Genomic DNA, 23,995 nt, shown 5'->3' with positions numbered 1-23,995 from the left:
ACCCCGTAGCGGGCGACGCCCGCCGCCGGAGCTGCCTGGATCAGGCGGTGCTCGCCCAGGCATCGGACCGCGGGCGGTCAGGGCGAATTCGGCGAAGTCGCGCGGCGACAGGCCGAGGGCATATCGTCCTGGGGCAGAGCGGCATTGACATTGCGGGCTCCCTCACGCTGCCTGGCTGGCGGTCGGGCATGCAAGCCGGGTCACCAGATCGCCGACCGCCCGCGCAGCAGCCGCTTTCGATGCCTCGTGCCTGTGATCGCCGAACTCCTGATACTCGATGCCGACATGGTGAAACTCAGACATCCCGAGGTAGCGCGACGCGAAACGCAGGTGCGGGACCAGCATGTCGCCCCCCTCGTTCACCTCGCCCATTCCGAAACCGAACTCGCCCCAGGAGGTCAGCGCGACGACGATCTTGCCAGAAAGCACCGGCTCGAGCGGCCGGTCGCCGCGGGAGAGATCGAAGGTGAAGGTCTTGTTGACCCGCACCACCTGATCGAACCAAGCCTTCAAGGCCGCAGGCATGCCGTAATTGTACATCGGCGTCGTGAAGAGGATGAGATCGACGGTAGCAATTTCGGCGATCAGTTCGTCGGAGAACTCGGTGAGTTTTCGCTGCTCCGCGGTCATCTCTGCGCTGAAGACAGCCGCGATCCATGCTTCGGAAATGATCGGCGGCGGCGTCTTTCCAACGTCCCGAATAATGACCTCGACGCCGGATTCGCGCGCGATCCATTCGTCGATGAACCGGTCGCCGAGTTGGCGAGACAGGGATCGCCCGGCGCGGGCGCTGGCGTCGACCCTGAGGATACGTGTCATGTCGGTGGTCCTTCCTTTCGGTTTCAAGAATGGCTGTCTGCTCGTTCAGGCGGCAGTCCGGCCGTCGCTGGATTCCTTGAGCAGAGCACTGCTCTCGGCATGTCCAAGGGCGTTGTCGGCACGGCCCCCGGTCCCATTAATGGTGCCGTTCACGAAGATCGGGCTCGGTTGCATAGTGTTCCTCCCTGGGCTTGGATGATGTCCGGACGATAGTGCCGGCGCCGCAGCCCGATCTCCGCCGTCCCTGCCATCGGCTTGGTCGTTTCTGCCGAATGACGAACCGGTCATCTGCAACAGCGCTGCGGGCCCTCGCTGACGGACCAGCGGGGGTCAGGTCAAAAGCATTCGCCGAGGCCGGACATTCTGCAGGCTGCGGCTTCAAGACCGCAGCGCATCGACGTGCGAAGGCGTCGCCCACGGAAAGAGGGCGTCGGCCGCAGCCGGCGCCCCCCAGTTTCGCATCGCAGGATGCCGATCAACGCAGACTGGCGGTCTCGAGGCCGTTCACCTCGGCGACGGACCGGCGGTGCATGCCGGGCCAGTTCCGCTCAGCCTTGGCGAGGACGCCGGCCTTGTCCTGGCTGTAGGCCTCGAACACCGCCGCGTTAAGGAAGAGGTAGAGCTTGCCGTCGACCACGTCGGCGTAGCGCGGATCGCCGTCGAGCTTCTTCCCCTTGGCCACGCCGAAGGCGCAGAAGCCGCCGTAGCGCGGCATGTAGCGCCCGGGGTCGGCCGCAAAGTGCGTCATCGCCTCCTCGTCGGCGAAGTAGTAGGCGACGCCGTCGTGCACGGCGGTGAAGCGGGCGTGGCCGGCCGTGACATCGAGCCCTTCCGCAAGCGCGACCGCGTCGACGCCGCGAAGCGCGACGCCCTGGCCTTCCACGGTGGTGCCGGTGGAGACGTTATACTCGTCCGCGGCGAAAGCTGCCTCGGCGGAGGCCATGGCGCCGACGAAGGCGGCGGCTATCAGAATCGAATTGCGGGTCATTAGGTCTTCCTTTCTGCTGGCCCGTAAGGGGCGGTTGATCCCCCGCCGAACGCGCGGAGGGGGAGGTCGCCGCCCTAGGCGGAGCGGCGTCTTGAGGGTCCGGAGATGCCGCGAAGGCCGTCGCCGGAGCGCCTTGGGGACGGTCGCCCCAGGGCGGCCGTGTCGGCGGGAGAAAAGGCGAACGCTACGAACGCCTCGTTGGTCGTCGTCCCCATCGGAGGACCGGCGCGGTCGGCCCTGGCCGTCCGGCGGCCGGTGCCGCGGACCGTCGATTCAGGTCGAGCGCGCGATGCGCTCCACCGCGTCGTCGGTCCACCAGACGCCGTTTGCGACCATGCGGAAGTTGATGAGGGCGGCGAGGTAGCCGTCGCCTTCGGGCACCTTCGCGCCCGCGGTGGCGTCACGCACCACGGCGACCTCGAAGCCCAGCTCCAGCAGCTCGTAGAGATGCGCCTGCGTGCAGAGGTTGGCCGACATGCCCGCCAGGATCACCTTGTCGATCCCGCGCTTGCGCAGTTGCAGGTTCAGGTCGTTCTGGGCGGGGCTGTAGACCTTGTGCGGCGAGCAGATGACGGTCTCGCCGTCCTCGATGTATTTCTTGTACTGCGGCATCCAGTCGGCGCCAGAGCCTTCGAAGTTATCAAGCTTCAAGGGGCCTGGACGGTCGAACATGCCGATGGCGTGCATGGTCTTCTCCAGCGTGCCCTCGAAGTGCCACTTGTGGTCGTGCGGGTAGTAGTAGTGAGGCGAGATGAAGACCGGCATTCCCGCGGCCTTGGCGGCGGCGAACAGCCGTTCGATGTTGTCTACGGTGCCCTGCTCGGTGACGCTCTCGCCCACCACGCCCCAGGTGACGCCGTCCTCGGACAGGAAGTCGATCTGCGGATCGGTCACCACCAGAGCGGTGCGTCCGGGCGCGATCTCCATGTCGACCTGCGGCAGCCCCGGCTCGGCGGGATCGGCGTAGAGGGCGCGCGCCTCGTCGGTGGCGGCGGTCGCGGTTCCTCCAACGACGGCGACGGCCCCGGCCGCAGCGGCGCCGGCGGCCCCCGTCATCAGGCGCCGGCGTGCCATGTCGACCTGCTCCGGGGTTATATTGCAGCCGCAGCCGCGGTCGTGACTATGATCCTGGTCCATTTCTTTGGTCTCCTTCACCTGATATCCGTCATTGCCGCCGGAGCCGGGTCCGGCCGAGGGTGGGCCCTGACCGAAGCGCTCTCTCTGGGTTGGCAGAGGGAAAGTGCAGGAAACGGGGAGTACGGTATCGGCAGGACCTGCCAGGGTATTGGCCAAACCTGCCAGAGCTCGGAATATTGCGGCGCGCGGGGGGCGCCCGGATCTCAATACTCTTGCCTCAGGAACAGGACGCGCGGATGGACAGCGCACGCTTCGGGGGCGGCAACTCGGGAAAACGGTGCCGGCAGCTTGATCCGGCCTAAGGGTGCCGCGGCGCTCTTCCGCGGCGAATGCCCGGGTCGTCCCAGAGACGCGGATCCGCCCTTGCTGTTGCAGCACCTCGTTCGACGGCGAAACGCTGGCGCAGGTGCGCAGTCCGACACGCTTCGCGGATCGTTCGCTGAACCTGGTCCGGGGCTGCCGCGCTGAACTCTACCGTCTCAGCCAAAGCTCTGGCCAGTCCTGCCGAGACGGACCCGGCTGGATGGCGCTATCGGTTCGGGGCCTGCTGCCTGAACTGTGCCGGGGCCTGTCCCACCCAGCGCTTGAACGCTCGGCTGAAGGTACTCTGCTCGGAGAAACCGGTGAGGAAGGCGATCTCGGCGATGGAACTGTCGCTGTCTCGCAGAAGCTCCTGCGCGAGCGAGGATTGCGCCTCGATCAGGACATCGCGAAAGGTCAGTCCCTCGTCCGCTAGGCGGCGATAGAGCGTGCGTTCGCTCATCCCCATGTCGCGCGCGATATCCGCCGCTTGCGGCACGCCGTTGCTGAGCGCCGGTGTCAGGCGGCGCAACAGCGCGGCCCGCAGCGAGGCATCGTCCTCGAGCGAGCCGATCTCGGTCTCGAGATGGGCGGTCAGGAAGTCCGACACCGCCGCATCGCCCAGCCGGTTCGGCAGGTCGAGCATCGCGGGCCCCAATGCTATGGCGTTACGGTCCGCCTCGAAGTGGACAGGGCAGCCGAAATGCGCGGCATAGCGGTCCGGATCGCTGCGGCACGCGTGGCGGAACGAGACGTGTTCGAGGACCAACTCGCCTTCCACGATCTGGCGCATATTGCGCGCGGACCCGGCCAATGCGCCCTCGTTGCGAAACTCCAGCACAGGATGCTGCCCGGTGCGCGCCTCGAAGACGAGAAACGCCGGATCGCCGGTCGCGTCGAGGCGATAGACCGCCGTATCGGTGACCACCCGCCAATAGCGTTCCACACGCTCAAGCGAGGCACGCAGCGTTGGCGCCGTCTTCATGGCAAGACCGAGGACCCCGATATCGTCGGCGCGGATCGCTCTCGCGTAGGCTTCCAGCAACGCAACTTCGTCTTCATGTCCCCGGCGGATCCAGTCCAGAAGATCGAAGTAGTCGGTTTCCGCGAGCCGACCGTCCGCAGGCTGCGGCAGCCGGCGCACGACCACTCCGCCCGAGACAAGAGCCCCGTCGTCTCTCAACGTCATCCCGGCCGCATGGGCCATGGCACGCGCAAATGCGGCGGTCACGCTCGGCATAGCCGACGCTAGGCCGAAAGCATCTCGAGAACCAGCATTTCCGGGCCGCCTGGCAAACGACCGTCTCATTCAGGCGATCAACTCGCGCTGGAGCCCGGTGTTCCCGGCAAGGTCGCGTTCAAGAGATGCGATACGGTCGCGCAAGCGCGCGATCTCGCCGTCGCGCTCAACATCGGTCAGGCGGATAGGGATGTGCTGCGGACAGTTCCAGTCGAACGCGGCGATCCTGATGACGATGCCGCGCTCCGCCCGGGGGCCATCGACGCCGTTCAGGAGATCCACGATGTCCCGGTCCTCGGCAATCCGGACATGGCCCCAGAGCTTCAGACGCTCCCGGCGGGCGTAGTCGACGGCGATGATCGAGACCCGGTCGTCATGGCGCAGATTGCCCACGCTCACGTATTGCCGGTTGCCCCTATAGTCGGCGTAACCGATCGTGCGCTGGTCGATGACCTTCAGAAATCCCGGCGCGCCGCCCCGGAACTGGACGTAGGGCCAGCCGGTCTCCGACACGGTGGCCTGGAAGAAGCCGTCGCGCGCCGACAGGAAGGCGGCCTCGCGCGGCCCTAGCTCGGCGCCGTCGTCGCGCTCGGGCGAGAGCACGCGAGCATAGGCATCCGCCGAGCCGAAGCGCAGCTGTTCCGCGCGGACCCGGGGCGTGAAGGCGATGTCTGCGTAGGCGTTCGGCATGGCGCGTCTCCTACAGTCCGAGGTCGGTGAGGCCAGGGTGATCCTCGGGCCGCGCGCCGAGGTCCCATTGGAACAGGCGCTGCGCTTCGGTGATCGGCAGGTCGTTGATCGAGGCGATGCGCCGGCGCATCAGGCCGTCCGCGTCGAACTCCCAGTTCTCGTTGCCGTAGGCGCGAAACCAATTACCGCCGTCGTCGCGATACTCGTAGGCGAAGCGCACGGCGATCCGGTTGCCGTGATAGGCCCAGAGTTCCTTGATCAAACGGTAGTCGTGCTCGCGCGTCCACTTCCGCGTGAGGAACTCGACGACCCGGTCGCGCCCCGCGAAAATCTCCGCCCGGTTCCGCCACTGGCTGTCGGGCGTGTAGGCGAGCGACACCCGTTCGGGTTCGCGGCTGTTCCAGGCATCCTCGGCCAGCCGGACCTTGATCCGGGCCGAGGCGTCGTCGAAAGGCGGCAACGGGGGACGTGTCATCTGGCGAAACCTTCTTGGGGTGGCGGAGTTCGCCCCGCTCGCGGGCCGGGAGGCAGCGGGAGAGCGCGACCGCGGTGTCAGGCGGCGGTGGCGCTGACGACCGGGAAGTCGATGGGCGTGTCGAACGCCTCGTTCAGATAGTTGGTGAGGGTATTCAGCGCGACGTGCGCCACGATCTCGACGATCTCGGCCTCGCCGTAGCCCGCCATCCTCACCGCCGAGACGTCCGCCTCGGTCACTTGCCCGCGTTCGCGGACAAGTTTTACCGCGAAGCGCACGGCCGCATCGGCCTTCGGGTCGGAGGAGCCGCCGGCGCGGTTCGCGGCGATCTCGGCCTCGTCGAGCTTGGCGAGGTTCTTTCCGAGATAGGCATGCGCCGAAAGGCAGTAGTCGCAGCCATTGATCTCTGCAACGGCGAGTGCGATCCGCTCGCGGGTCTGCGGCGTCAGCCTGCCTTTGGCGAGCGCGCCGTTCAGTCCGAGATAGCCCTCGAGCGCGGCGGGGCTGTTCGCGGTGATGCGGAACAGGTTCGGCACGCTGCCGAGCGTCTTCTTGACGGCTTCGAGCAGGGGCTGGGAAGCGGCGGGCGCCGCGTCTATTCCGGCGGGAAGCTGGATACGAGGCATGTCGAGATCTCCATGTGTTTCGATGCCCCGAAGCTACCGATGCAGCCTGCGTTCGTATTGGCCTGCCCTGCCAAGCCTTTGGCTCGATCCGCCACGCCGCCCGTGATACACGGATCTCGGGGGTCAAGCCGTGACGACTGAAACGATCATCGATGTGGCAGTTCCAGTCGCGGTCTTCTTGATGATGTTCGCGCTCGGACTTGGCCTGACGTTCGCCGACTTCCGCCTGGCGCTGAAACGACCGAAGGCTCTCCTTGTCGGGGTCGCAAGCCAGATCGTCCTCGTTCCGGTCGTGGGCCTCCTGTTCGTGTTGGTGCTGCAGCAAGATCCCGACCTCGCCCTCGGCATGGTGCTCCTCGCGCTCTGCCCTGGCGCCGCGATGAGCAACCTGCTCACTCGGATCGCCGGCGGCGACGTGGCCTTGTCCGTATCCCTGACGGCGGTCAGCAACCTCCTGTCGGCGGCGACCCTGCCGGCGCTGTCGCTTCTGGCAGCGGGTCATTTTCTCGGAGCCGAAGCGACGCGGATCGAGTTGGGGGATCTGACGCTACGGGTCGTGGCGGTCGCCACGGTTCCAGTCCTCCTGGGCATGGCGATCCGTTCCCTCGCGCCCCACCTCGTCGAGCGGCACGAGCCTGCCGTCTTCCGCATCTGCTTTGCCGTCTTCATCGCGATCATCGGCTGGTCCTTCATGGAAGTCGCCGATACGCTGCGATCGGGCCTGATCCTGATCGGGTGGCAGCTTGCATTCCTGACCTTCCTCCTTCTCGGCTTCGGTGTTGCCATGGGGCAGGTTTGCGGTCTGTCCGCACCGCAGCGGATAACCATAGCCATAGAGACGGGTGTGCAGAACAGCGGGCTGGGGCTTGCCGCGGGGGCTATGCTATGGGGCGATGCCTCGGGTTTTCCGCTCTTCGCGATACCCTCCGTCGTCTACGGCGCGTTGACCTATGCAATGACCTTTCCGGTGGTCATCCTGCTTTCGCGCGCCTGGCAGCGCGTCTGAAACAAAGGGAAAGGGCCGGTCAACGACACACCCGCGCCTGCTCACGCATCGCGGCGTAGTCGCCCAGCATTTCCGCGATCACCAATCCCTCCGGCAACAAGGGCAGTTCCTCGGCCGCCCGCGCCTGAAACTCCCGGCTGTACTCGACCACGGGCGGACATGTTCTGACGGCGCGCCCGTCAGAACTCACCGTCGTGCAGCCGCTGGAAAAAGCTCGTTGCGATCACGAGGGCGGCGCGCCGCCGCTTCCAGCATCCGGCGTTGGACATCATTGACCTTCTCCGTGGTCTCAAGACGTTCGGCGAGGCGAGGTCGACGTGGATGAACCCCGAGCGCGGGTAGAACCCGAAACGGATGAATCCGACCTCCCGCGCCGCCGCCTCGAAGGCCACCGGATCGTGGTTTGCCATGGTGATGTCGAAGGCCGCGCCGTCAAGGCGCTTGGAGCGGGTCGCGCCGCCCACGGCGCGGTTGTGCTCTGGGCTGCGATAGGCGGAGCGGACGATCAGCGGCTTGCCCAACCGGTCGCGCAGCGCCTGCAGCTCGTCGAGCGCCGGTTCGTTGACCAGCAGCTTGCCGGTGCCCCGGCAGGCGATCTCGGGCGGCGAGAAATTCGGCCAGCGCCACGCGCTTTTCGGCACATCACGACAATGTCGGTGGAAAGTCGTGTTCATGGGGTCCTCCGAAAACGAAAAACCCGCCTCGAGGGCGGGTCATTGCGGGCTGATGAATGGGGATGGGGCGCGGCTACGGGCCGCCGCCGAAGATCTTGAGCTTGATTGCGATGCCCGCGAGCAGCGCCAGCATGACGCCGGTGGTGATCATGCGAACGGCGGTTTGCATTGCGGTGCGGCGGACCAGCCGGATGCAGTCCACCAGGGAGCGCAGATCGCGGATGTCGAGCGCGGCCTCGTCGCCGTCGAGACCGACATCGGCAAGCGCGCGCTTCGCGCCTTCCTCGGCCGCCCGCGTCAGGATCGCCTCGAACTCGGCGTCGGGCATGCGCACGAAGCCCTCGGATCGGGGTGGTTTCATCGGATCCTCCTTCCGCCGCTCAGCCGACCTTGCAGCCCCAGAAGGAGGTCTGGTCGGCGACGAAATACCCGTCCGCGACCCGGAAATACCCCTGCAGCTCGACGGCATCGCCAGCAGTCAGCGGCACCATGGTCTGCAGCCAGATCGCGGTGGCGAGCGAGACGTGGGTGGCGGAGATTTCGCCAAGGGAGCCGCGGATTTCGGTCGAGCCGTTCAGAACGAATCGCCCGCGCATGCTCGCAGTGGCGCTGGCGTTGATCTTGTCGAGCAGCGTCGTTCCGAAGAGGTAAGTGCCATCCACCGGCGCCACGAAGTGGTTGTTCGCGGCGTCGAACGCCCCCTTATCGTTGTAGTCGGTGCTGTTGAGGCCGATCTTCGTCCAGGTCCCGACGCTGACGTAGTTGTCGTAGTTGGCCCATGCCTTGAAGCGGGGCAGCCGGGGCTGGTCGACGATGCCGGTGGCGTTGTCGACGCTGAGCCCGTCGAAGAAGGTGCTGCTGTCGGCGGAGACCGCGAGGCGGAAGCGGTCCGAGCCGAACAGCCCGACCAGCGCCTTGGTGACAAAGTTGGTCTGCAGCGTCAGCCCGAGATCGTCGCCCGCCGCCTCCTTGTTCATGGTGTAGAACAGATCTCCGGTGCCGCCCTCGCCGAGGGGCTTCGCCGTCCAGAGCGCGGCGTTCAGCTTGGCCGAGAACGGGTTCGACGCATCCGCCGTCGTGCCGAGTCCCAGCAGCGCCACGTTCTGCAGCGCCGCGGGCGTGGTCCCGATCCAGCCTGCGCCGTCGTAGACCAGCAGCAGTCCCTCATCCTCGACCCAAGCCCGCCACCCGGTCCGAGGCGGCAGGCGCAGCCGGGTCCAGCTCGTCCAAATCGCTACGTTCAGGTCCCAGCCCGTCCAGTCACGGGTCCCGCCGCTGGCCACGATATAGCGGTCGCTATCGACGGGGCTGCCGGGCGGCATGGTCAGGTCGCGGTCGAGGACGGAAAACTGCACCAGACCGTCGAGGATCCGCAGCGCCTCGTTGTGGGTGACATGCTTCTGGGCCTGCGCCGCGAGGATCCAGGGCAGCAGAAGATGGGTCGTGGCGTCGGACATGGGATTGCCTTCAGAACAAGAGCGTGACGGTCTCGGGCGCGCCCCGCCCGACCAGCGCGGAGAGCTGGAAGATGCGGACGATGAGGCTCTCGCCGGGGGCGAGTGGCGCGCCCCAATCGGCGGTCTGGTCTGCGGCGGTGTAGACCGCGCTGGTGGTGGCGGTGCTCAGCACCCGCTTCACTGTGGTGCCGTCGAGGATCTCGACCTCGTAGGCTTCGAGCTCCTCGCCCAGCGGCACCTCGAGCCCGCCCCAGCTGTCGGCCACGAGTGCCCGGGACCGGCGTGTCCAGCGGATCGTCAGATCGCCGGGACTGCGCGCCTTGCGCGACGGCTGCTCGACATGGGCGACCGAGAACGGCCGCAACCCGACGCCTTCAGGCGTGAAGGTCTGCGCCACATTGGTCTCGTCGCTGACCGGGCGGCTTGCGGGACCGATGCGCCAGTTCCACGGGATGCCGGAGATCGGCCTCGGCGATTGGCAGCGTTGCAATGCTGTCGCCCAGCACCACGACCCGCACGCCGGCGGGCGCCGGATTGCCCATGGCTCCTTCAGTGCCGCGCTGGCCCCGCAGGAGTCTGGTCAGGCGATACCGGCCTGGGCCGATCAGTTCCGCCGCGCCTGCCTGGACGATTTCCCAGATACCTGGCGCGCTCTCGATTGAACCGCCCCGCGTTTTCCGGAAACCGTTTGGCTTGAATCCTACGCGGCGAGCGGCATGGCCTCAAGCTGGCCGTAGTAGGCGGCTTCCGCCTCGGCGTCGGCCCCAGCAACATCGCGAGCACACCTGCCCGCGTCTCCAACGGCTCGCAGGCCGCCAAGGTCTCGCCGGTCAGCACCTCCTCGATGAGCTTGTGGATTGCGAGGCCACGCTCGCGACGTCCGCGCAACGCAGCGCCGCGCCCGACCGATTCACGGACCTGCGTCCAACCGTCCACCGCCATCGTCGCGGCCGCATCCTCGTCGGCGGAAATGATCGGTGACGCCGGCTCCGGCGCGCCGCCCTCGTGCCGGCTCGGAACCACCCGGAACAGCCGCCGCTGACGGCCGGCTATGCCTTCCGCCTCGGCGCGGAATGTCTCCGCCGACTGCGCGCCCGGACGTATGCCGGCGGCCGCTCGCGCTGCGACGGGCGGACGGTCGAACGGCGGCAGGTCGCCGAGCGCGAGGTCGACCGGAGCGCGCCAGGCTGACCGGCCGGGCTCCGCGTCAGGACGGGGCAACAGCAGCGTCTGCAGCGCCCGCGTCGCCGCCACATACCACAGCTGCTGGCGCTCCAGCCGGATCTCCTCCTTCTCCGCCTCCCAGCGCGCAGCGTACCCCGTCGGCTCGGCGCCGAGCACCTTGCGAAGGAGCGCTCCGGTGGCTTCGTCGACGAAAGCGCGCGATTCCGTCCGCGGCGCACCCAGCGTGTTTACCGGGACAACCACCGGCCGCTTGAGTCCTCTGGCAGCGTGCATCGTGAACAGCGTTACAGCGCCCTCCTGCGCGTCCGGCCGGCCCTCCTGCGTCCGCTCGAAAAGCATTCTTCCGGGTTCCGTCAAGCTCGGCGACTGCCTCACGGTGGTCGCGCGCCATCGAGTGGTGTAGGACGTGCGCGCGCGGGTCCGGTCGAGCGTGAGAGCGGTTGCAATCGCGTCCGCCGGCTGGCTTAGATGATTCCGGCGCACCCTCAGCGCCTTACTTGGAAGGCCACGGTCGCCTTGTTCAACGATCTTACCGACAACAAGTCCCGCGGCGTGCTGGTTGCCATCGGCGGCGCCGAGGACAAGACATCCGAAGCGGTCATCCTGCGGCGCGTTCTCGGCCTCGCGCCGGACCCGTCGGCGTGCGAGGTCGGCGTCATCGCCACGGCGAGCGGCTATCCCGACGAGACGTTCGCCACCTATGACGAAACCTTCGGCCGACTGGGCGCGAAGGCTGTCCACAATCTCGACGTTCGCACTCGCGCCGATGCCGGAAGGCCCGAGCTGATCGAAGCCATCGAGCGGTGCAACGTGATTTTCCTCACGGGCGGCGACCAGCTCCGCCTCACCCACATTCTCGGCGGCTCGCCGCTTCTCGCCGCAATCCGCCAACGGCGCGAACAGGGCGCGGTGATCGCCGGCACCAGCGCCGGCGCCGCCGCCATGTCGGCGACCATGATCTACAACGGCCACGCCGCCGACGCCCTGCGCAAGGGCGCGGTCAAGATGAGTTCCGGCCTGGCGTTCGTGCACGGCGTCATCATCGACAGCCATTTCCTGGAAAGGGGCCGCTTCACCCGGTTGATGGAGGTGGGGACGACGAACCCGGAATATCTCGGCATCGGTATCGGCGAGGATGCGGGGGTCATCATCCACGAAGGGCCGATCCTCGAAGCGATCGGCAACGGCCACGTCATCATCGTCGACAGCTCTGAACTGCGCGTATCGAATGTCTTTGAATTGAGCGACGGCGAGCCGGTTGCGGTCGAGCACGTTATTATGCACGCTCTCACCAGTGGATTTGGCTACGATGTGCGCAAGCGCCGGTTCCTCTCCCCATCCGATCTTGAGAATAACTAAGGAACGCGCGTGAAAATTGTCAGCCATCGGGCTTTGCGTGGACCAAACTACTACAGTGGCTACCCCGCAATCCTCATGCGGCTCGACATTGGCGACCTCAACCACCGGCCGAGCAACGAAGTGCCGGGCTTTCTGGACAACCTGAAGGCCGTCCTGCCGTCGCTTTACGACCATCGCTGCTCTGTCGGCGTGCCCGGCGGCTTTCTCCAGCGCGTCGAGGCCGGCACCTATGCCGGCCACGTTGTGGAACACGTCGCGATTGAGCTGCAGAATCTGATCGGCTTCACGGTCGGCTACGGCAAGACGGTCGATAGCTACGAGCCTTGCGTCTACAACGTGGTCTACCGCTACCGGGACGAAGCGTGCGGGATTGCCGCCGGGGTCGAGGCGGTCGCCATCGTCGAGCGCCTCTACGACGGGCAGACGGCCGATCTGGGGCCGGTGATCGAACGCCTGAAGGAAGTGCGCGACGCCAACATGCTGGGGCCGTCGACCAATTCCATAGTGCAGGCCGCCCGCAAGCGGGGCATCCCCTACGTGCGGCTGACCGAGGACGCGAGCTATATCCAGCTCGGCCACGGCAACCGCCAGCAGCGCTTCCAGGCGACCGTTACGGCAAAGACCAGCCTGATCGGCTCCTCCATCGCCGACGACAAGGACTGGACAAAGAAGATCCTCGGCGAAGCCGGCATCCCGGTGCCCTGGGGCTCGATCACCTACACCTTCGAAGAGGCCGTCGCCGCGGCGCAAAGCATCGGCTATCCCGTCGTCACCAAGCCGCTGGTGGGCAACCACGGACGCGGCGTGACCACCAACATCACCGACGAGAACGAGCTGAAGGAAGGCTTCGACGCCGCTTACGCGCGCAATGCAAGTGTCGTCGTGGAGAAGTACATCAAGGGCGAGGATCACCGCCTCTTGGTGGTGGACGGCAAGCTTGTCGCCGCGGCACGACGCAGGCCCGCCCACGTGGAGGGCGATGGCACGTCCACTCTGCAGCAGCTGATCGACCGCGAGAACAAGGATCCGCGCCGCGGCGTCGGCCACGAAAACCTGCTCACGCAGATCTTCGTCGATCAGCAGACCGAGCGGCTGATTGCGCAGGCCGGGCTCACGCTGGAAAGCGTCCTGCCCCAGGGCGAGATCTTCCTGCTGAAGTCGACCGCGAACCTTTCGACAGGCGGCACCGCCACCGACCTTACCGACGATGTCCACCCCGACGTGCGCTTCGCAGCCGAACGCATCGGCCGGCTGATCGGGCTCGACATCATCGGCATCGACCTTCTGGCCGAAACGTTGACCCGTCCCCTGGACCAGCAGTCCGCCGGCGTGGTGGAGGTGAACGCAGGCCCCGGCTTCCGGATGCACCTGTCGCCGACCCACGGCAAGGGCCGTCCGGTTGGTGAGGCCGTCGTCGACATGCTGTTCCCGGACCCCGGCGACGCGCGCATCCCTATCACCGCGATCACCGGCACCAACGGCAAGACCACCACCACGCGCCTTATCGCGCACATCCTGCGCTATGCCGGCCGCCACGTGGGCATGGCGACGACGGGCGCGATCGAGATTGACAACCACGTCGTCATGCGCGGCGACTATTCCGGCCCGCAATCGGCGCAGATCGTGCTTCAGGAGCCGTCCGTCGACCATGCGGTTCTGGAAGTGGCGCGCGGGGGCATCATGCGCCGCGGCCTCGGCTTCGACGAGTGCGATGTCGGCGTCCTCACCAACATCGCGAGCGACCACCTCGGCGACTACGACGTCCACACGCTCGACGAGCTCGCACGCTGCAAGACCGTCGTCACCTACGCGGTGAAGGAGAGCGGCACCGCGGTCCTCAACGCCGACGACCCGCGCGTGTTCGACCAGGGCACTTACTGGGCACGTGGCAAGATCGCCTACTTCACCATGAACCCGGACAACCCGGATCTTGCGGGCCACATTGCCGGGCACGGCGTAGTGGTCACGGTGCGCGGCGGCAGGATCGTGCTGCGGCAGGGCGAGGTGGAAGCTGAGATCGTCGAGGTCAACGACGTGCCGATCGCTTTCGAGGGCCACGCCGTCTTCAACGTGCAGAACGCGATGGCGGCGGCCGCCGCGGCGCACGCGCACGGCCTCTCGCTGGGCGACATACGGATGGGCCTCACCACCTTCCACCCGACGCCGACACAACTTCCCGGCCGATCGAACCTTATCGAGGCTGATGGCGTTCGCTGCCTGATCGACTACGGCCACAACGTGCCTGCGCTGGCCGCGCTGGCGCCGCTGGTGCGTGGTCTTCAGGGAAAACGGGTGATCGGCGTTGCGAGCGCGCCGGGCAACCGGCGGGACGAGGACCTTTCGGCGCTGGGCCGTCAGCTCGGCGAGATGAGCGACATCCTGTTCATCTGCGAGACGCATGCGCGCCAGCGCGAGGTCGGCGAAGCGGCCGGTCTCCTCAGGGCCGGCGCCGAGGAGGCAGGCTCCTGCCGCGTCACGCTGGAGCTTGCCGAGCACGACGCCATCGGCCGTGCGATGGACGAAGCGAAGGAGGGCGATCTGCTCCTCCTGCTGGTGGACGACGTCGACGGCACGATCCAGCGGCTCAAGGGGCGCAGTTTCCGTGAGAAGGCCGCCGTTGCGGCACAATAAACGCGGCGCATTGCGCCCAATAAAACGGAACGGGAGGATGCGATGACGAAGAACGTCTTCGTGATCGGCATGAACGATCTCAATCACGAGCGCCTGAAGCGGCTCAAGGGTGTCGAGGACGTGGTGTTCCACGGCGTCATCGATCCGGCCATCGTCTACGAGGTGGAGGACTACAACATCCCCTCCCTGCTCGAGATTGCCGAGCGGCAGATCAGGGCGGCCGACGTTCCGGTCGACGCCATCATCGGCTACATGGACATTCCGGTGTCGACGATGCTGCCGCTGCTCGCCAAGAAGTTCGGCACGCGGGCGACGTCGCTGGAAAGCCTGTTGAAGTGCGAGCACAAGTTCTGGAGCCGCACGGTCCAGCGCGAAGTGATCCCCGAGCATATCCCCGCCTTCACCGCGTTTGACCCGTTCGACGACGATGCGCTCTCCAAGATCGGCCAGTCGGCGCTGTCGTTCCCCTTCTTCGTCAAGCCGATCAAGTCGTCGGGCTCGCGGCTTGGCTTCCGTGTCGACAACCCGGAAGACTTCGACTTCGCGATCGAAAAGCTGCGTGCCGGCGTCGGTGCCGTGTCCGAACCGTTCGACTACGTGCTCGACCACGCGGAAATGCCGGCCGACATTCGCAAGGTCGCCGGCCAGTATTGCATGGCCGAGCAGATCATCGGCGGCCGCCAGTGCACGCTGGAGGGCTACGTCTACGACGGCAAGGTCGTCCCCTACGGCGTGGTGGATTCCATCCGTTATCCGCAGGTTCTTTCGTTCTTCTACTACATGTATCCGTCGAAGCTGCCGCAGCGGGTGCAGGACAGGATGGCCGAGATCGCCATCAAGATCATGGAGCACACCGGCTACGACGACTCCGCCTTCAACATCGAGTTCTTCTGGGACGAGGTGCAGGACAAGATCTGGCTCCTTGAGATCAACACCCGCCTTGCCCAGTCCCACTGCGACATGTTCGAGAAAGTCGACGGAACGAGCCATCAGCAGGTTGCCGTCGACATCGGCCTCGGCCGCGCGCCGCAGATGCCGAAGCGTGAGGGCGGTTACAACGTCGCGGCAGAGTTCTTCTACCGCGTGTTCTTCAACAACGCGGTCGCATCGAGCGTACCCTCTGCGGAGGAAGTCGCCGCCGCGCAGGACAAGGTCCCCGGCACCACCGTCGCCGTGCAAATGAAGGAAGGCATGCGACTGACCGAGCTTCCCGAGCAGGATTCCTACAGCTTCGCCGTGTGCTGCATCTGGATGGGCGCCAACACCCAGGCCTCGCTTCTGTGGAACTACGAGCGCGTGATGAAGGGGCTGAACTTCGAGTTCACCAACATCGACGAATGATGCGCGTCGCCGAGGATCTCCCCCACAAGGTTCGGGAGATAAAGCACATCGACGTGCCGATGCCGGACGGCTGCCGCCTTGCCGCCCGCATCTTCATGCCGCAAGACGCCGAAGCAAAACCGGTTCCGGCGATCCTCGAATACATCCCCTACCGCAAGAACGACCTTTGCGCGCCCGAGGATGAGGAGACCGGCCGGTACTATGCCGGCCACGGCTACGCCTACGTCCGGCTCGACCTTCGCGGGGCGGGCGATTCGGAAGGCCTGATGCTGGACGAATACCTGCCGCAAGAGCTGCAGGACGGTGTCGACGCCATCGCATGGATTGCCGATCAGGCGTGGTGCGACGGCAATATCGGCATGATCGGCATCTCGTGGGGCGGGTTCAACGGCCTCCAGATCGCAGCCCTCCAGCCGCCGGCACTGAAGGCGATTGTCACCATCTGCTCCACCGACGACCGCTATGCCGACGACGTGCACTACATGGGCGGCTGCCTCCTCATCGACAATTTCTCCTGGGCCTCGCAGATGTTCGCGCGCAACGCCCTGCCGCCCGATCCGCGCTGGCGCGGCGAAGCCTGGCGCGAACTGTGGCTGGAGCGGCTGGAAAAAAGCGGCCTGTGGCTGGAGAACTGGCTGAACCACCAGACCCGCGACGCCTTCTGGCAGCACGGCTCGGTCTGTGAGGACTATTCGGCGATAAAGATCCCGGTCTACGCGGTGAGCGGCTGGGCGGACGGTTACTGCCGCTCGGTCCTGCGATTGATGGAGCACCTCGAAGGACCGCGAAAGGGCCTCGTCGGCCCGTGGTCGCACAAGCGGCCGCACGTTGGCTCGCCCGGCCCCGCCATCGGCTTCCTGCAGGAGACGCTCCGCTGGTGGGACGAATGGCTGAAGCTTGAGCCGGCCGGCATCATGGACGAACCTATGCTGCGGCTCTTCCAGCAGGACCATGCGCCGCCGCGCGCGAACTACCCGTCGCGCGAAGGCAAATGGATCGCCGAGCCCGTCTGGCCGTCGAGCAACATCGTGCCCACGCACTACGCGCTGGGGTCGGGCGGCACGCTTGGCGGCGAAGGGGGCGGCGCGCTGCTCACCGTCTCATCGCCACTCGACGTCGGCATGGCCGGCGGCAAGTGGTGCTCCTACGCCCACCCCGGCGATCAGCCGACCGACCAGCGCGCGGAGTATGGCGGCAGCCTTACATTCTTCACCGAACCCCTGGCCCAGCCGGTCGACATTGCCGGCGAGCCTGAAGTCACGCTGCGGCTTTCAGCGGACCGGGAGATGGCGCAGGTCGCAGTGCATATCGACGACATCGCCCCGGATGGGGCCGCGACCCGTGTCACGTTCGGCGTCCTCAACCTCACGCATCGCGATGGCCACGCCGACCCGAAGCCCCTCGTGCCGGGCAAAAGTGTGACCGTGCGCGTTCCCCTGAAGCCCGTCGCGCAGCGCTTCCGCGCCGGTCACCGCATCGGCCTCGCGGTCTCCACGTCGTATTTCCCGATGATCTGGCCTTCGCCCGAGAAGGTGACCATTACCGTTGATCCGTCAGGTTCGCGTCTCACACTCCCCGTGCGCCGCGAGGCTCTTGCCATCGATGCCGTCACGTTCGGCGAACCTGAAACCGGCAAGGGACCGACCCGCGAAACCATTGAACCGGCAAACCTTTACTGGCGCGTCGTGCGCGAGGCTGACGAGAACAGCGTCACCCTTGAACTCGGCGACGGCGCCGGCACATACCGCCTGGTGGAAGACGACATAACGATCCGCAAGAACGCGGTGGAGCGCTACACGATAGACCCGAGCGACCCGTCCTCCGCAACCGCTTTTGCGCAGTGGCACGCAGGGCTGGAGCGCGACGGCTGGGTCACGTCCTCGCGCACCACGACGCGCCTCACCTGCAGTCCCACCGATTTCATCATCGAGGCCCATCTAGAGGCGAAACAGGCCGACGAAATCGTCTACGAGCGGAGCTGGAACCGGACGATCCCACGCGGCGTCTGATATCAGCGCGCCTTCCCGCTAACTCGGTAGAGGATTGGCATCCGGGCCCGGAGTCTCTTGCGCAGGTCGGCGGGTCTCCTCGACCGTCCCGGACCGTGGCGCGGGCCTGCCCTCACCGAGGGTGCGCTGGCGCTTCTCGCCGAGCGGATCCTCCGGGGTCCCGATGCCAAGGTCGACGGCGTATCGAGCTGGAAACTTCCCGACCTCACCGCCTCTATCGGAAAGCGGTTAGGCAAGCAGATCACGCCGCAGAGCCTGTTGCGCATCCGCGCATCGGTGCACCCTCAACGCGGATGAGTCGATCAGGCTCGACGCAGGCGGGCCGCCGGCTGCGGCCTGAGCTGCTGCCGGTTTCGTGGACACGAAGAAAAGATCGTGACTATCGCCTCCACGAAAGACATCAGCCTTGTCTGTTTTATCGTCCAGCGCCCGCCTGCTTTCGACCCAGCCTCCCGAGAAGGTTCCGGACGTTCGAAACGTACCACCGCCCTCCCCGTCGTGTGACGATGCCGCATTCGTTCAGCTCTTCAGCGATGGCGCGCAGACTGGTTCGACCCGAGCGCTGAACATCCACGATGATTGGCTCAAGGGCTGATCGTGCAGTCATCAGCTTTCGCGCCACAGCGCGCGCGCCGTGGCGTTTTCGACGCCCGATTGAGGAGCAGAGAACGGTTCGAACTTGCTGAGTGGCGGAGGGAGAGGGTCCCGGAGCGAACATTCTCCGCCTCGTCGGCTACTACAAAGCGAGTGCCCTGGCCTGGCCGGTCTGCAGAGTTGAGTCTCAGAACGGATTTCAGAGCGGCCTCGCCAGGTATCTTAGAGCTGCTGCGGGGACGCTTTAACAGAGGCCGTGAAGCCAAGGGGCGACGTGGATGCAACGTGCCCGGCCTGTCACCGAGGCGGCAGTTTCGGAGTAGCAGAATGGAGGCTCGCGAGCGCGGCACATCGCGAGTGGCCCGTCGCATGTGTGGATGACGCCGCGATGTTACCGATTTCAAGCGGCCAGCCGGTCTATCCGCTCAGAATGCTGCGCCCTCAGTCCCCCCGCAACTGACGCCGATACCGGGATCAACGGGATCACCGTCGCCTGGAAGTCGTGATAAAGATCCTCGCGCGTCGGGTAGACCACGCCGCTCAACGTGCCGTCGGCGTCGACTTCCTGTCTCCAGCCGCCAGCCGTGCGGTCGATGAGCGTTGCGGCGATGTAGTCCCAGACCATGCGGTAGACCCCTTCGTACCGCGCCTCGCCGGTGCGCCGCATCAGCATCAGCGCAGTATTCGCGGTTTCGGCCTGCACCCAGTAGGCTCGGTTCGGCACTGAAACCCGGTCGGCCCAGTCGATGGTGTAGACCATGCCCGGCTTGCCGTCCGGCGCCCAGCCGTGCGCCATCGCGTTGTCGAACAGGCGCACGGCATCGCCGAGCAGCCATTCGGGTGCCGTGCGCCCACGCGTGAGACAGGCCGCCTCGACCTTGAGGAGCAGGCCCGCCCATTCCGCGAAATGTCCGGGCGTCAGGCCGAACGGGCGGGTGTCGTCGGTCGGCAGGTCCGCACCGTAGTCCGGCAGCAGCGTCCAGTCCGGATCGAAGTGTTCCGGCAGACGCCCATCGTGGGCGGATGGGATATCGTGACCGAAACGGCGGGCGAGCGACAGGGCGCGGTCCAGCCAGCGATCCTCGCCCGTCGCGTCGGCGAGCGCGAGGCATGCCTCCGTTCCGTGCATGCAGCAGTTGGCGCCTCGGTAGGCTTCAGGGTCCGTCCAGTCCGCGGCGAAGCTCGGCTGCAGCACCTCTTCTCCGGCGATCCAGAAGCGCTCGTCGATCACCCTCGCGGCCGCCTGAAGCAGCTCGGTGCCGCGCGGCCGTCCCGCCATCGCGGCGGAGGCTCCGGCCAGCGCGACGAAAGCGTGCAGGTACGCCTTCTTCCGCGAGGATCCTGACGCATCGGCGAACCAGCCGTCGTGCCGGCGATCGCGCAAGGGACCATCCAGCAGCGCGTCCAGCGCGTGATCGGCGAGTGGCGCGGTCGCGGGGACCCCCATGAGGGACGCCAGCGCATAGCAATGCACCATGCGCGCCGTGATGATTCCCTGCGCGGTGTCGTCCACCATGGTGCCGTCGTTGCCGAGGGTGGCGAAGCCTGCCGGCACGCGGGCGCCGCCATAGTGATCGAGGAGGCGCTGACCCTCCGCCAGGAGCCAGCGGCGATGGCTGTCGAGGTCCGCCCACGCAGCAAATCCTCCCTCGACAGGGGGCGCGGCGTCAGCCATTGGCGATCATCCCGCCGTTGACGTGGAGGGTCTGGCCGGTCACGAAGCTGGAGTCGCGGCAGGCGAGGAACACGTAGGCCGGGCCGAGCTCGTAGGGCTGGCCCATCCGCCCCATCGGCGAGGCCATGTTCTTCAGCATGTCCTCGTCGTAGTCCTTGAAGACCAGCTGGATTTCGGTCGCGACCGGCCCGGGCGCGACCTCATTAACGCGGATGCCACGATCAATCAGCTGGAGGGCCAGCGCCCGCGTGTAGCCGACGATCGCACCCTTTGTTGCCGTGTATGGCACCAGGTCGGCGTTGCCCACGAACGCGTTGATGGACGTTGTGTTGATGATGCTGGCGCCCTCGCCCATGTGGTTCAGCGCGGCGCGCGTCGTATAGAAGATGCCGTCCATGTTGACGGCGAAGTGCATCCGCCAGTCGTCGTCGCTGATGTCCTCCTGGGAGGCGTAGGGCTTCTGGAGCCCCGCGTTGTTCACCAGAACATCAATGCCGCCCCACTTGGCCACAACGGCGTTCACGGTATCGGTGCAGCTCGTGCTGTCCGCGGTATCGCCCTGGAGGACAAGCGCTTCGGCCCCTTCGGCCTCGATGCCTTCACGCGTCTTCCGGGCGCTGTCCTCGTCGCTGTGGTAGAGGATGGCGACCCTGGCCCCCTCACGCGCCACGTGCAGGGCGACCGCGCGGCCGATGCCGCTGTCGCCGCCGGTGATCAGGACACGCTTGTCCTTCAGCTTGTTCGCACCCTTGTAGTCCTCGGTGATGTATTCGACGGGTGGCATTAAATCGTCGATTTTCTCGGTCATGAGTGTCTTTCAAAGGTTCGGGGCAAGCACGGTAATTGCCGCTGGGTCGATCTGTGGCCGCGTGCAGGACGATGCTGCATCGCGGCGCTGTATGATCAGGAAACGGCGCGCCTTCTGGTCCGTTCCTGCGAAAAAAGTTCATCAGAGACGAGTGTTTTAAGGTTCCATGCCAATAGCGGGTCATGGCACGCCTTGCCGCACTTGCGATCCGCCCGCGGCTTTTCCGGCCGGCCAGATGCACTCATCGATCGCAACCGACCTCGGCCTGACGCCGCCGGCGCTTCACCGGACTATCGCCGGTCTGGAAGGCCGTAATGGGATTGCGCGGCTCAACGCGGGCCCGAGCCGTGCTCCTGTTCGCTGCTAAAAAACGCTGACGTCCGCTTCACCGGTCATCACGACAGAACGAATGCCTTAAGCGGCATCCAAATGCCCATCAGCATCATCATGAGGCTTTCCGTCAGAGACACGAAGCCGAGCGGCACCGACGAGCTGCCGCCGACGCACGCGCACTTCAGCTCCCGCTTGTCGATATAGACCGCCTTGAAGATGCTGACCGCGCCGATCGTGCCGATGACGAGGGCGACGGGCGCCGAGATGAAGACAAGCGCCCCCGCCGTCATAAGGATGCCGGCGAGCGCTTCGCCGAAGGGGTAAATCTTGCCGTAGCGGACCCAGCGCTTGGCGAGGAGATCGTAGTTCAGGAACATCGTCGAGAAGCTCTCGATGTCCTGCAGCTTCTGAATTGCGAGGATCGTCATCGACAGCGAGACGAACCACTCTGCCGCCCGCAACGTGAACGGATTCTCGTATTGATGCCAGGACAGGCCGAGCGCGAGCAGCGCGGCGACGGCGAAGATCGCGATCACCGGCTGGTACGTCGTGTCGCTCTGTTCTTCCTTCGGCGGGTCGATGCCGAAATGGACTCGCAGATCGTCATAGCCGCCGATGCGCTCGCCGCCGATGAAGGTCTGCGGCGTCGTCTTGACCCCGTGCTCTTCCATGAAGGCGTCCGTCTCGGGCCGCGTTTCGAGGTGGTGATCCTCTACCGCGTAGCCCTGCCGCTCCAGGAGATCCTTCGACTTCAGCCCGAAGGGGCAGGTGTGCTCCGGCATAACCATCCGGTAAAGGGTGGCCGTCTTCGTCGAGACTTGCTGCTGCATCGTCCTCGTTCCTTCTTACGCGGCACAGCCGTAGGTGCCGATGTAACCAACGTTGAGGCCCCGCTCGAGCGTCAGCGTCAGCGTCGCCTCGGTCCGGGTGCTGCGGGCGGCGCCGAGCGGTTCGTCGCCCGGGCCGCCGATCTCCATTGTGATGCCGGGGGCGCTCGCCGTGGGGCCCGATACCAGCGTCGAAGGCTCCGCCTCCAGGCGCACCAGATCGCCGCTGATTTTGACAAGGGCTGACCCGTCTCCGGCCAGCCCCAGGACCGGCGGGCTGCCTTCGGTGTATGTGAAGGTGCATTGCGCCCCGGCCGGCAGGCCCTCGGCCATCTCGGCATCGGAGATGAACTGCGGGTCGAGCGCCGGCAGATCGGCGGTCGCGAGCGCCTCGTCCAAGGTGACCACGACCGCCGTCGGCGCCGCCTCCTCGGAGCCGTCGCCGCCGCGGTCGATGGCGTCGATCAGGTAGCGCATCTCGGCGATCTCCTTGTCCTGCGCATAGACGATGTCGCCCGCCAGTTTGCGCACCCGCGGATCGGAGATGTTCGCGCGGCTCGACGTCATGATCGCGATGGAATGGTGCGGGATCATCGCGCGCATGTAGGACGTGTCGCCGACGGTTACCTGACTGCGCACCAGCCACAGCGACAGGGCGAAGACGACTGCGGCGCTCACAAAGATCGCCGCGTTGGCGCGAGCGTTCGTGTACATGCCCAGCATGAAGGCGAGCATGATGATCGCCATCGTCGCGCCCATGAGGATCGCCATGTACGTGCGCGTCTCGGAGAAGAAGACGTGGGCGAAGAGGTAGGTGTTGAGATACATCAGCACGAACATGACGACGGTCGACGTCAGGATCATCGCGCCAAAGCGGATGTAGGACATACTTGTTCACCCTGCGGATCGTTAAAGAGAAGGCATGGGGCTCACTTTCGGTTCCGGGAAAGCCGGACGCGCCCCTTGATCCGAGCCGCTCGACCAAGCGAGCCGGCGCTGTGATGGCTTTCCGGGCAGAGACCACGGACTCAACCACCAGACAGCCGGTGACGCGTAGGCTCGCTACGGCCGAGCCGTCATCTGCGCATTCACCTCGGCATGCCGAGCCCGGACGTCTGGCGGCCAGCGGCTCTTGATGTAGGACAGCACGGCGACGATATCCTCGTCGCTGAGGACGGCCTCGAACGCCGGCATGTTGGAGTAATACGGCTCGCCGTTGCCGATTTGCGCGGCCGATGGAATATGCCTCCTGCGTCCCGTGCAGGCGATAGAGCGTATCGCGGCCGTTCTGGTACAGGGGGAGCTCGCGTGCACCGCCGATGACGGCCGTGCGGCATTTGGTGGTTTTTCGGCACGCCGGACTGCCGTTTGAGTCAAGACACCCCATCTCCGAGCCGAGGCGACGGTGCTTCAGTTTAGTCGACACTCACTTGTTCGCTCAGCTTTCTAAGCGTGGAACGGAGATCGTCCTCTGAAATTGGCTTCTTCATGGTCGGTACGTTTTTCGTCAGCGGATCTCCGGACAGATTCAATCGCGTGTAACCTGTCAGGAAGACGAACGGGATACCGCGGGCTACCAACTCTTCGGCAATCGGGATGCTCGATTCACCCCCGCCGAGGTTCATGTCGAGAATGGCGACCTGCGGCTCGAAGTTATCGAACGCGTCGATCGCTTCCCGTACGGAAGCATGGGGCCCGTCCGGACAATACCCCCAATCCTCCAGCAGCATGACCAGATCCATGCCGACCAGCACTTCGTCTTCGACGACCATTATGCGCAGCGACATCAGTCCAAGCTTCCTTCGCTGTAGCGCGCCTTCA

Annotated in this window: 24 protein-coding genes; 5 read left to right on the top strand and 19 right to left on the bottom strand. The window is 65.9% G+C overall.

From position 1 onward, the window contains the following. Positions 1-162: 162 nt before the first annotated feature. The 7 genes from RDV64_RS17670 to RDV64_RS17640 form a co-directional block, all read right to left on the bottom strand. Positions 163-819: an NAD(P)H-dependent oxidoreductase gene (locus tag RDV64_RS17670; RefSeq protein ID WP_309196277.1), complete on the bottom strand. Its 657-nt coding sequence runs from the start codon at positions 817-819 to the stop codon at positions 163-165. 475 nt (positions 820-1,294) lie between these two features. Then, positions 1,295-1,807, bottom strand: coding sequence for a YHS domain-containing (seleno)protein (locus RDV64_RS17665; protein WP_309196276.1), 513 nt, complete (start codon positions 1,805-1,807; stop codon positions 1,295-1,297). 273 nt (positions 1,808-2,080) lie between these two features. Further along, positions 2,081-2,881 (bottom strand): cysteine hydrolase, encoded by an 801-nt coding sequence (locus RDV64_RS17660; RefSeq protein WP_309196275.1) that lies wholly within the window; start codon positions 2,879-2,881, stop codon positions 2,081-2,083. 592 nt (positions 2,882-3,473) lie between these two features. Beyond that, on the bottom strand, positions 3,474-4,484 hold the full coding sequence (locus RDV64_RS17655; protein WP_309196274.1) for an AraC family transcriptional regulator ligand-binding domain-containing protein: 1,011 nt from the start codon (positions 4,482-4,484) through the stop codon (positions 3,474-3,476). A gap of 69 nt (positions 4,485-4,553) precedes the next feature. Continuing rightward, positions 4,554-5,174 carry a pyridoxamine 5'-phosphate oxidase family protein gene (locus tag RDV64_RS17650; protein WP_309196273.1) on the bottom strand — a complete coding sequence of 207 codons (621 nt, stop codon included), beginning with the start codon at positions 5,172-5,174 and terminating at the stop codon, positions 4,554-4,556. Between the two features lie 10 nt (positions 5,175-5,184). Further along, complete coding sequence (locus RDV64_RS17645; RefSeq protein WP_309196272.1) at positions 5,185-5,649, bottom strand: nuclear transport factor 2 family protein; 465 nt, start codon at positions 5,647-5,649, stop codon at positions 5,185-5,187. A 77-nt stretch (positions 5,650-5,726) separates the two neighbouring features. Next, on the bottom strand, positions 5,727-6,275 hold the full coding sequence (locus RDV64_RS17640; protein WP_309196271.1) for a carboxymuconolactone decarboxylase family protein: 549 nt from the start codon (positions 6,273-6,275) through the stop codon (positions 5,727-5,729). 130 nt (positions 6,276-6,405) lie between these two features. On the opposite strand from RDV64_RS17640, the gene RDV64_RS17635 reads away from it, so the two are divergent. Beyond that, positions 6,406-7,281 carry a bile acid:sodium symporter gene (locus RDV64_RS17635; RefSeq protein WP_309196270.1) on the top strand — a complete coding sequence of 292 codons (876 nt, stop codon included), beginning with the start codon at positions 6,406-6,408 and terminating at the stop codon, positions 7,279-7,281. Positions 7,282-7,300: 19 nt separating this feature from the next. Here RDV64_RS17635 and RDV64_RS17630 read toward each other — a convergent pair whose 3' ends face one another. The 6 genes from RDV64_RS17630 to RDV64_RS17605 all read right to left on the bottom strand — a co-directional run bounded on the left by RDV64_RS17630 (position 7,301) and on the right by RDV64_RS17605 (position 10,936). Next, positions 7,301-7,432, bottom strand: a complete 132-nt coding sequence (locus tag RDV64_RS17630; RefSeq protein ID WP_309196269.1) for a hypothetical protein — start codon at positions 7,430-7,432, stop codon at positions 7,301-7,303. 28 nt (positions 7,433-7,460) lie between these two features. Continuing rightward, on the bottom strand, positions 7,461-7,955 hold the full coding sequence (locus RDV64_RS17625) for a D-Ala-D-Ala carboxypeptidase family metallohydrolase (RefSeq protein WP_309196268.1): 495 nt from the start codon (positions 7,953-7,955) through the stop codon (positions 7,461-7,463). Between the two features lie 73 nt (positions 7,956-8,028). Then, positions 8,029-8,316, bottom strand: coding sequence for a DUF6127 family protein (locus RDV64_RS17620; RefSeq protein ID WP_309196267.1), 288 nt, complete (start codon positions 8,314-8,316; stop codon positions 8,029-8,031). 19 nt (positions 8,317-8,335) lie between these two features. Then, positions 8,336-9,412 carry a DUF2793 domain-containing protein gene (locus tag RDV64_RS17615; protein WP_309196266.1) on the bottom strand — a complete coding sequence of 359 codons (1,077 nt, stop codon included), beginning with the start codon at positions 9,410-9,412 and terminating at the stop codon, positions 8,336-8,338. Between the two features lie 10 nt (positions 9,413-9,422). Next, on the bottom strand, positions 9,423-9,902 hold the full coding sequence (locus RDV64_RS17610; RefSeq protein ID WP_309196265.1) for a hypothetical protein: 480 nt from the start codon (positions 9,900-9,902) through the stop codon (positions 9,423-9,425). A 59-nt stretch (positions 9,903-9,961) separates the two neighbouring features. After that, positions 9,962-10,936 (bottom strand): hypothetical protein, encoded by a 975-nt coding sequence (locus RDV64_RS17605; protein WP_309196264.1) that lies wholly within the window; start codon positions 10,934-10,936, stop codon positions 9,962-9,964. 177 nt (positions 10,937-11,113) lie between these two features. Here RDV64_RS17605 and RDV64_RS17600 point away from each other — a divergent pair, with 177 nt between their 5' ends. Genes RDV64_RS17600 through RDV64_RS17585 form a run of 4 tightly spaced genes read left to right on the top strand, consistent with a single transcriptional unit; the run spans position 11,114 to position 17,937 of the window. Next, a complete protein-coding gene (locus tag RDV64_RS17600; RefSeq protein ID WP_309196263.1) occupies positions 11,114-11,956 on the top strand; it encodes a cyanophycinase in 843 nt (280 codons plus the stop codon). A gap of 9 nt (positions 11,957-11,965) precedes the next feature. Next, a complete protein-coding gene (cphA, locus tag RDV64_RS17595) occupies positions 11,966-14,587 on the top strand; it encodes a cyanophycin synthetase (RefSeq protein ID WP_309196262.1) in 2,622 nt (873 codons plus the stop codon). Between the two features lie 42 nt (positions 14,588-14,629). After that, positions 14,630-15,928, top strand: a complete 1,299-nt coding sequence (locus RDV64_RS17590; RefSeq protein ID WP_309196261.1) for an ATP-grasp domain-containing protein — start codon at positions 14,630-14,632, stop codon at positions 15,926-15,928. After that, the gene (locus tag RDV64_RS17585) at positions 15,925-17,937 is read left to right on the top strand and encodes a CocE/NonD family hydrolase (RefSeq protein WP_309196260.1); all 2,013 of its coding nucleotides are present in this window, start codon (positions 15,925-15,927) and stop codon (positions 17,935-17,937) included. Before RDV64_RS17590 ends, RDV64_RS17585 begins: the two co-directional genes overlap by 4 nt. A gap of 415 nt (positions 17,938-18,352) precedes the next feature. Here the strand turns inward: RDV64_RS17585 and RDV64_RS23890 are convergent, their stop codons facing one another. The 6 genes from RDV64_RS23890 to RDV64_RS17555 form a co-directional block, all read right to left on the bottom strand. Continuing rightward, positions 18,353-18,544: a recombinase family protein gene (locus RDV64_RS23890; RefSeq protein ID WP_375143762.1), complete on the bottom strand. Its 192-nt coding sequence runs from the start codon at positions 18,542-18,544 to the stop codon at positions 18,353-18,355. A gap of 387 nt (positions 18,545-18,931) precedes the next feature. Next, positions 18,932-20,206, bottom strand: a complete 1,275-nt coding sequence (locus RDV64_RS17580) for an AGE family epimerase/isomerase (RefSeq protein WP_309196259.1) — start codon at positions 20,204-20,206, stop codon at positions 18,932-18,934. Continuing rightward, a complete protein-coding gene (locus RDV64_RS17575; RefSeq protein ID WP_309196258.1) occupies positions 20,199-21,014 on the bottom strand; it encodes an SDR family oxidoreductase in 816 nt (271 codons plus the stop codon). The genes RDV64_RS17580 and RDV64_RS17575 overlap by 8 nt, the downstream gene beginning before the upstream one ends. A gap of 395 nt (positions 21,015-21,409) precedes the next feature. Continuing rightward, positions 21,410-22,177 carry a MauE/DoxX family redox-associated membrane protein gene (locus tag RDV64_RS17570; RefSeq protein WP_309196257.1) on the bottom strand — a complete coding sequence of 256 codons (768 nt, stop codon included), beginning with the start codon at positions 22,175-22,177 and terminating at the stop codon, positions 21,410-21,412. 15 nt (positions 22,178-22,192) lie between these two features. Then, a complete protein-coding gene (locus tag RDV64_RS17565) occupies positions 22,193-23,062 on the bottom strand; it encodes a DUF305 domain-containing protein (RefSeq protein WP_309196256.1) in 870 nt (289 codons plus the stop codon). 527 nt (positions 23,063-23,589) lie between these two features. After that, entirely contained in the window at positions 23,590-23,961 is a 372-nt protein-coding gene (locus RDV64_RS17555; RefSeq protein ID WP_309196255.1) for a response regulator, read from the bottom strand. Positions 23,962-23,995: the final 34 nt, after the last annotated feature.

The organism is Acuticoccus sp. MNP-M23 (genome assembly GCF_031195445.1).
Lineage (GTDB): Bacteria > Pseudomonadota > Alphaproteobacteria > Rhizobiales > Amorphaceae > Acuticoccus.
This window is presented reverse-complemented; position numbering and strand designations above follow the sequence as displayed.

Coding starts and splice junctions, on each gene's coding strand:
- RDV64_RS17670 (WP_309196277.1), bottom strand. CDS start 819: ATGACACGTATCCTCAGGGTCGACGCCAGCGCCCGCGCCGGGCGATCC.
- RDV64_RS17665 (WP_309196276.1), bottom strand. CDS start 1,807: ATGACCCGCAATTCGATTCTGATAGCCGCCGCCTTCGTCGGCGCCATG.
- RDV64_RS17660 (WP_309196275.1), bottom strand. CDS start 2,881: ATGGCACGCCGGCGCCTGATGACGGGGGCCGCCGGCGCCGCTGCGGCC.
- RDV64_RS17655 (WP_309196274.1), bottom strand. CDS start 4,484: ATGCCGAGCGTGACCGCCGCATTTGCGCGTGCCATGGCCCATGCGGCC.
- RDV64_RS17650 (WP_309196273.1), bottom strand. CDS start 5,174: ATGCCGAACGCCTACGCAGACATCGCCTTCACGCCCCGGGTCCGCGCG.
- RDV64_RS17645 (WP_309196272.1), bottom strand. CDS start 5,649: ATGACACGTCCCCCGTTGCCGCCTTTCGACGACGCCTCGGCCCGGATC.
- RDV64_RS17640 (WP_309196271.1), bottom strand. CDS start 6,275: ATGCCTCGTATCCAGCTTCCCGCCGGAATAGACGCGGCGCCCGCCGCT.
- RDV64_RS17625 (WP_309196268.1), bottom strand. CDS start 7,955: ATGAACACGACTTTCCACCGACATTGTCGTGATGTGCCGAAAAGCGCG.
- RDV64_RS17620 (WP_309196267.1), bottom strand. CDS start 8,316: ATGAAACCACCCCGATCCGAGGGCTTCGTGCGCATGCCCGACGCCGAG.
- RDV64_RS17615 (WP_309196266.1), bottom strand. CDS start 9,412: ATGTCCGACGCCACGACCCATCTTCTGCTGCCCTGGATCCTCGCGGCG.
- RDV64_RS17605 (WP_309196264.1), bottom strand. CDS start 10,936: ATGCTTTTCGAGCGGACGCAGGAGGGCCGGCCGGACGCGCAGGAGGGC.
- RDV64_RS17590 (WP_309196261.1), top strand. CDS start 14,630: ATGACGAAGAACGTCTTCGTGATCGGCATGAACGATCTCAATCACGAG.
- RDV64_RS17585 (WP_309196260.1), top strand. CDS start 15,925: ATGATGCGCGTCGCCGAGGATCTCCCCCACAAGGTTCGGGAGATAAAG.
- RDV64_RS23890 (WP_375143762.1), bottom strand. CDS start 18,544: ATGACTGCACGATCAGCCCTTGAGCCAATCATCGTGGATGTTCAGCGC.
- RDV64_RS17580 (WP_309196259.1), bottom strand. CDS start 20,206: ATGGCTGACGCCGCGCCCCCTGTCGAGGGAGGATTTGCTGCGTGGGCG.
- RDV64_RS17575 (WP_309196258.1), bottom strand. CDS start 21,014: ATGACCGAGAAAATCGACGATTTAATGCCACCCGTCGAATACATCACC.
- RDV64_RS17570 (WP_309196257.1), bottom strand. CDS start 22,177: ATGCAGCAGCAAGTCTCGACGAAGACGGCCACCCTTTACCGGATGGTT.
- RDV64_RS17565 (WP_309196256.1), bottom strand. CDS start 23,062: ATGTCCTACATCCGCTTTGGCGCGATGATCCTGACGTCGACCGTCGTC.
- RDV64_RS17555 (WP_309196255.1), bottom strand. CDS start 23,961: ATGTCGCTGCGCATAATGGTCGTCGAAGACGAAGTGCTGGTCGGCATG.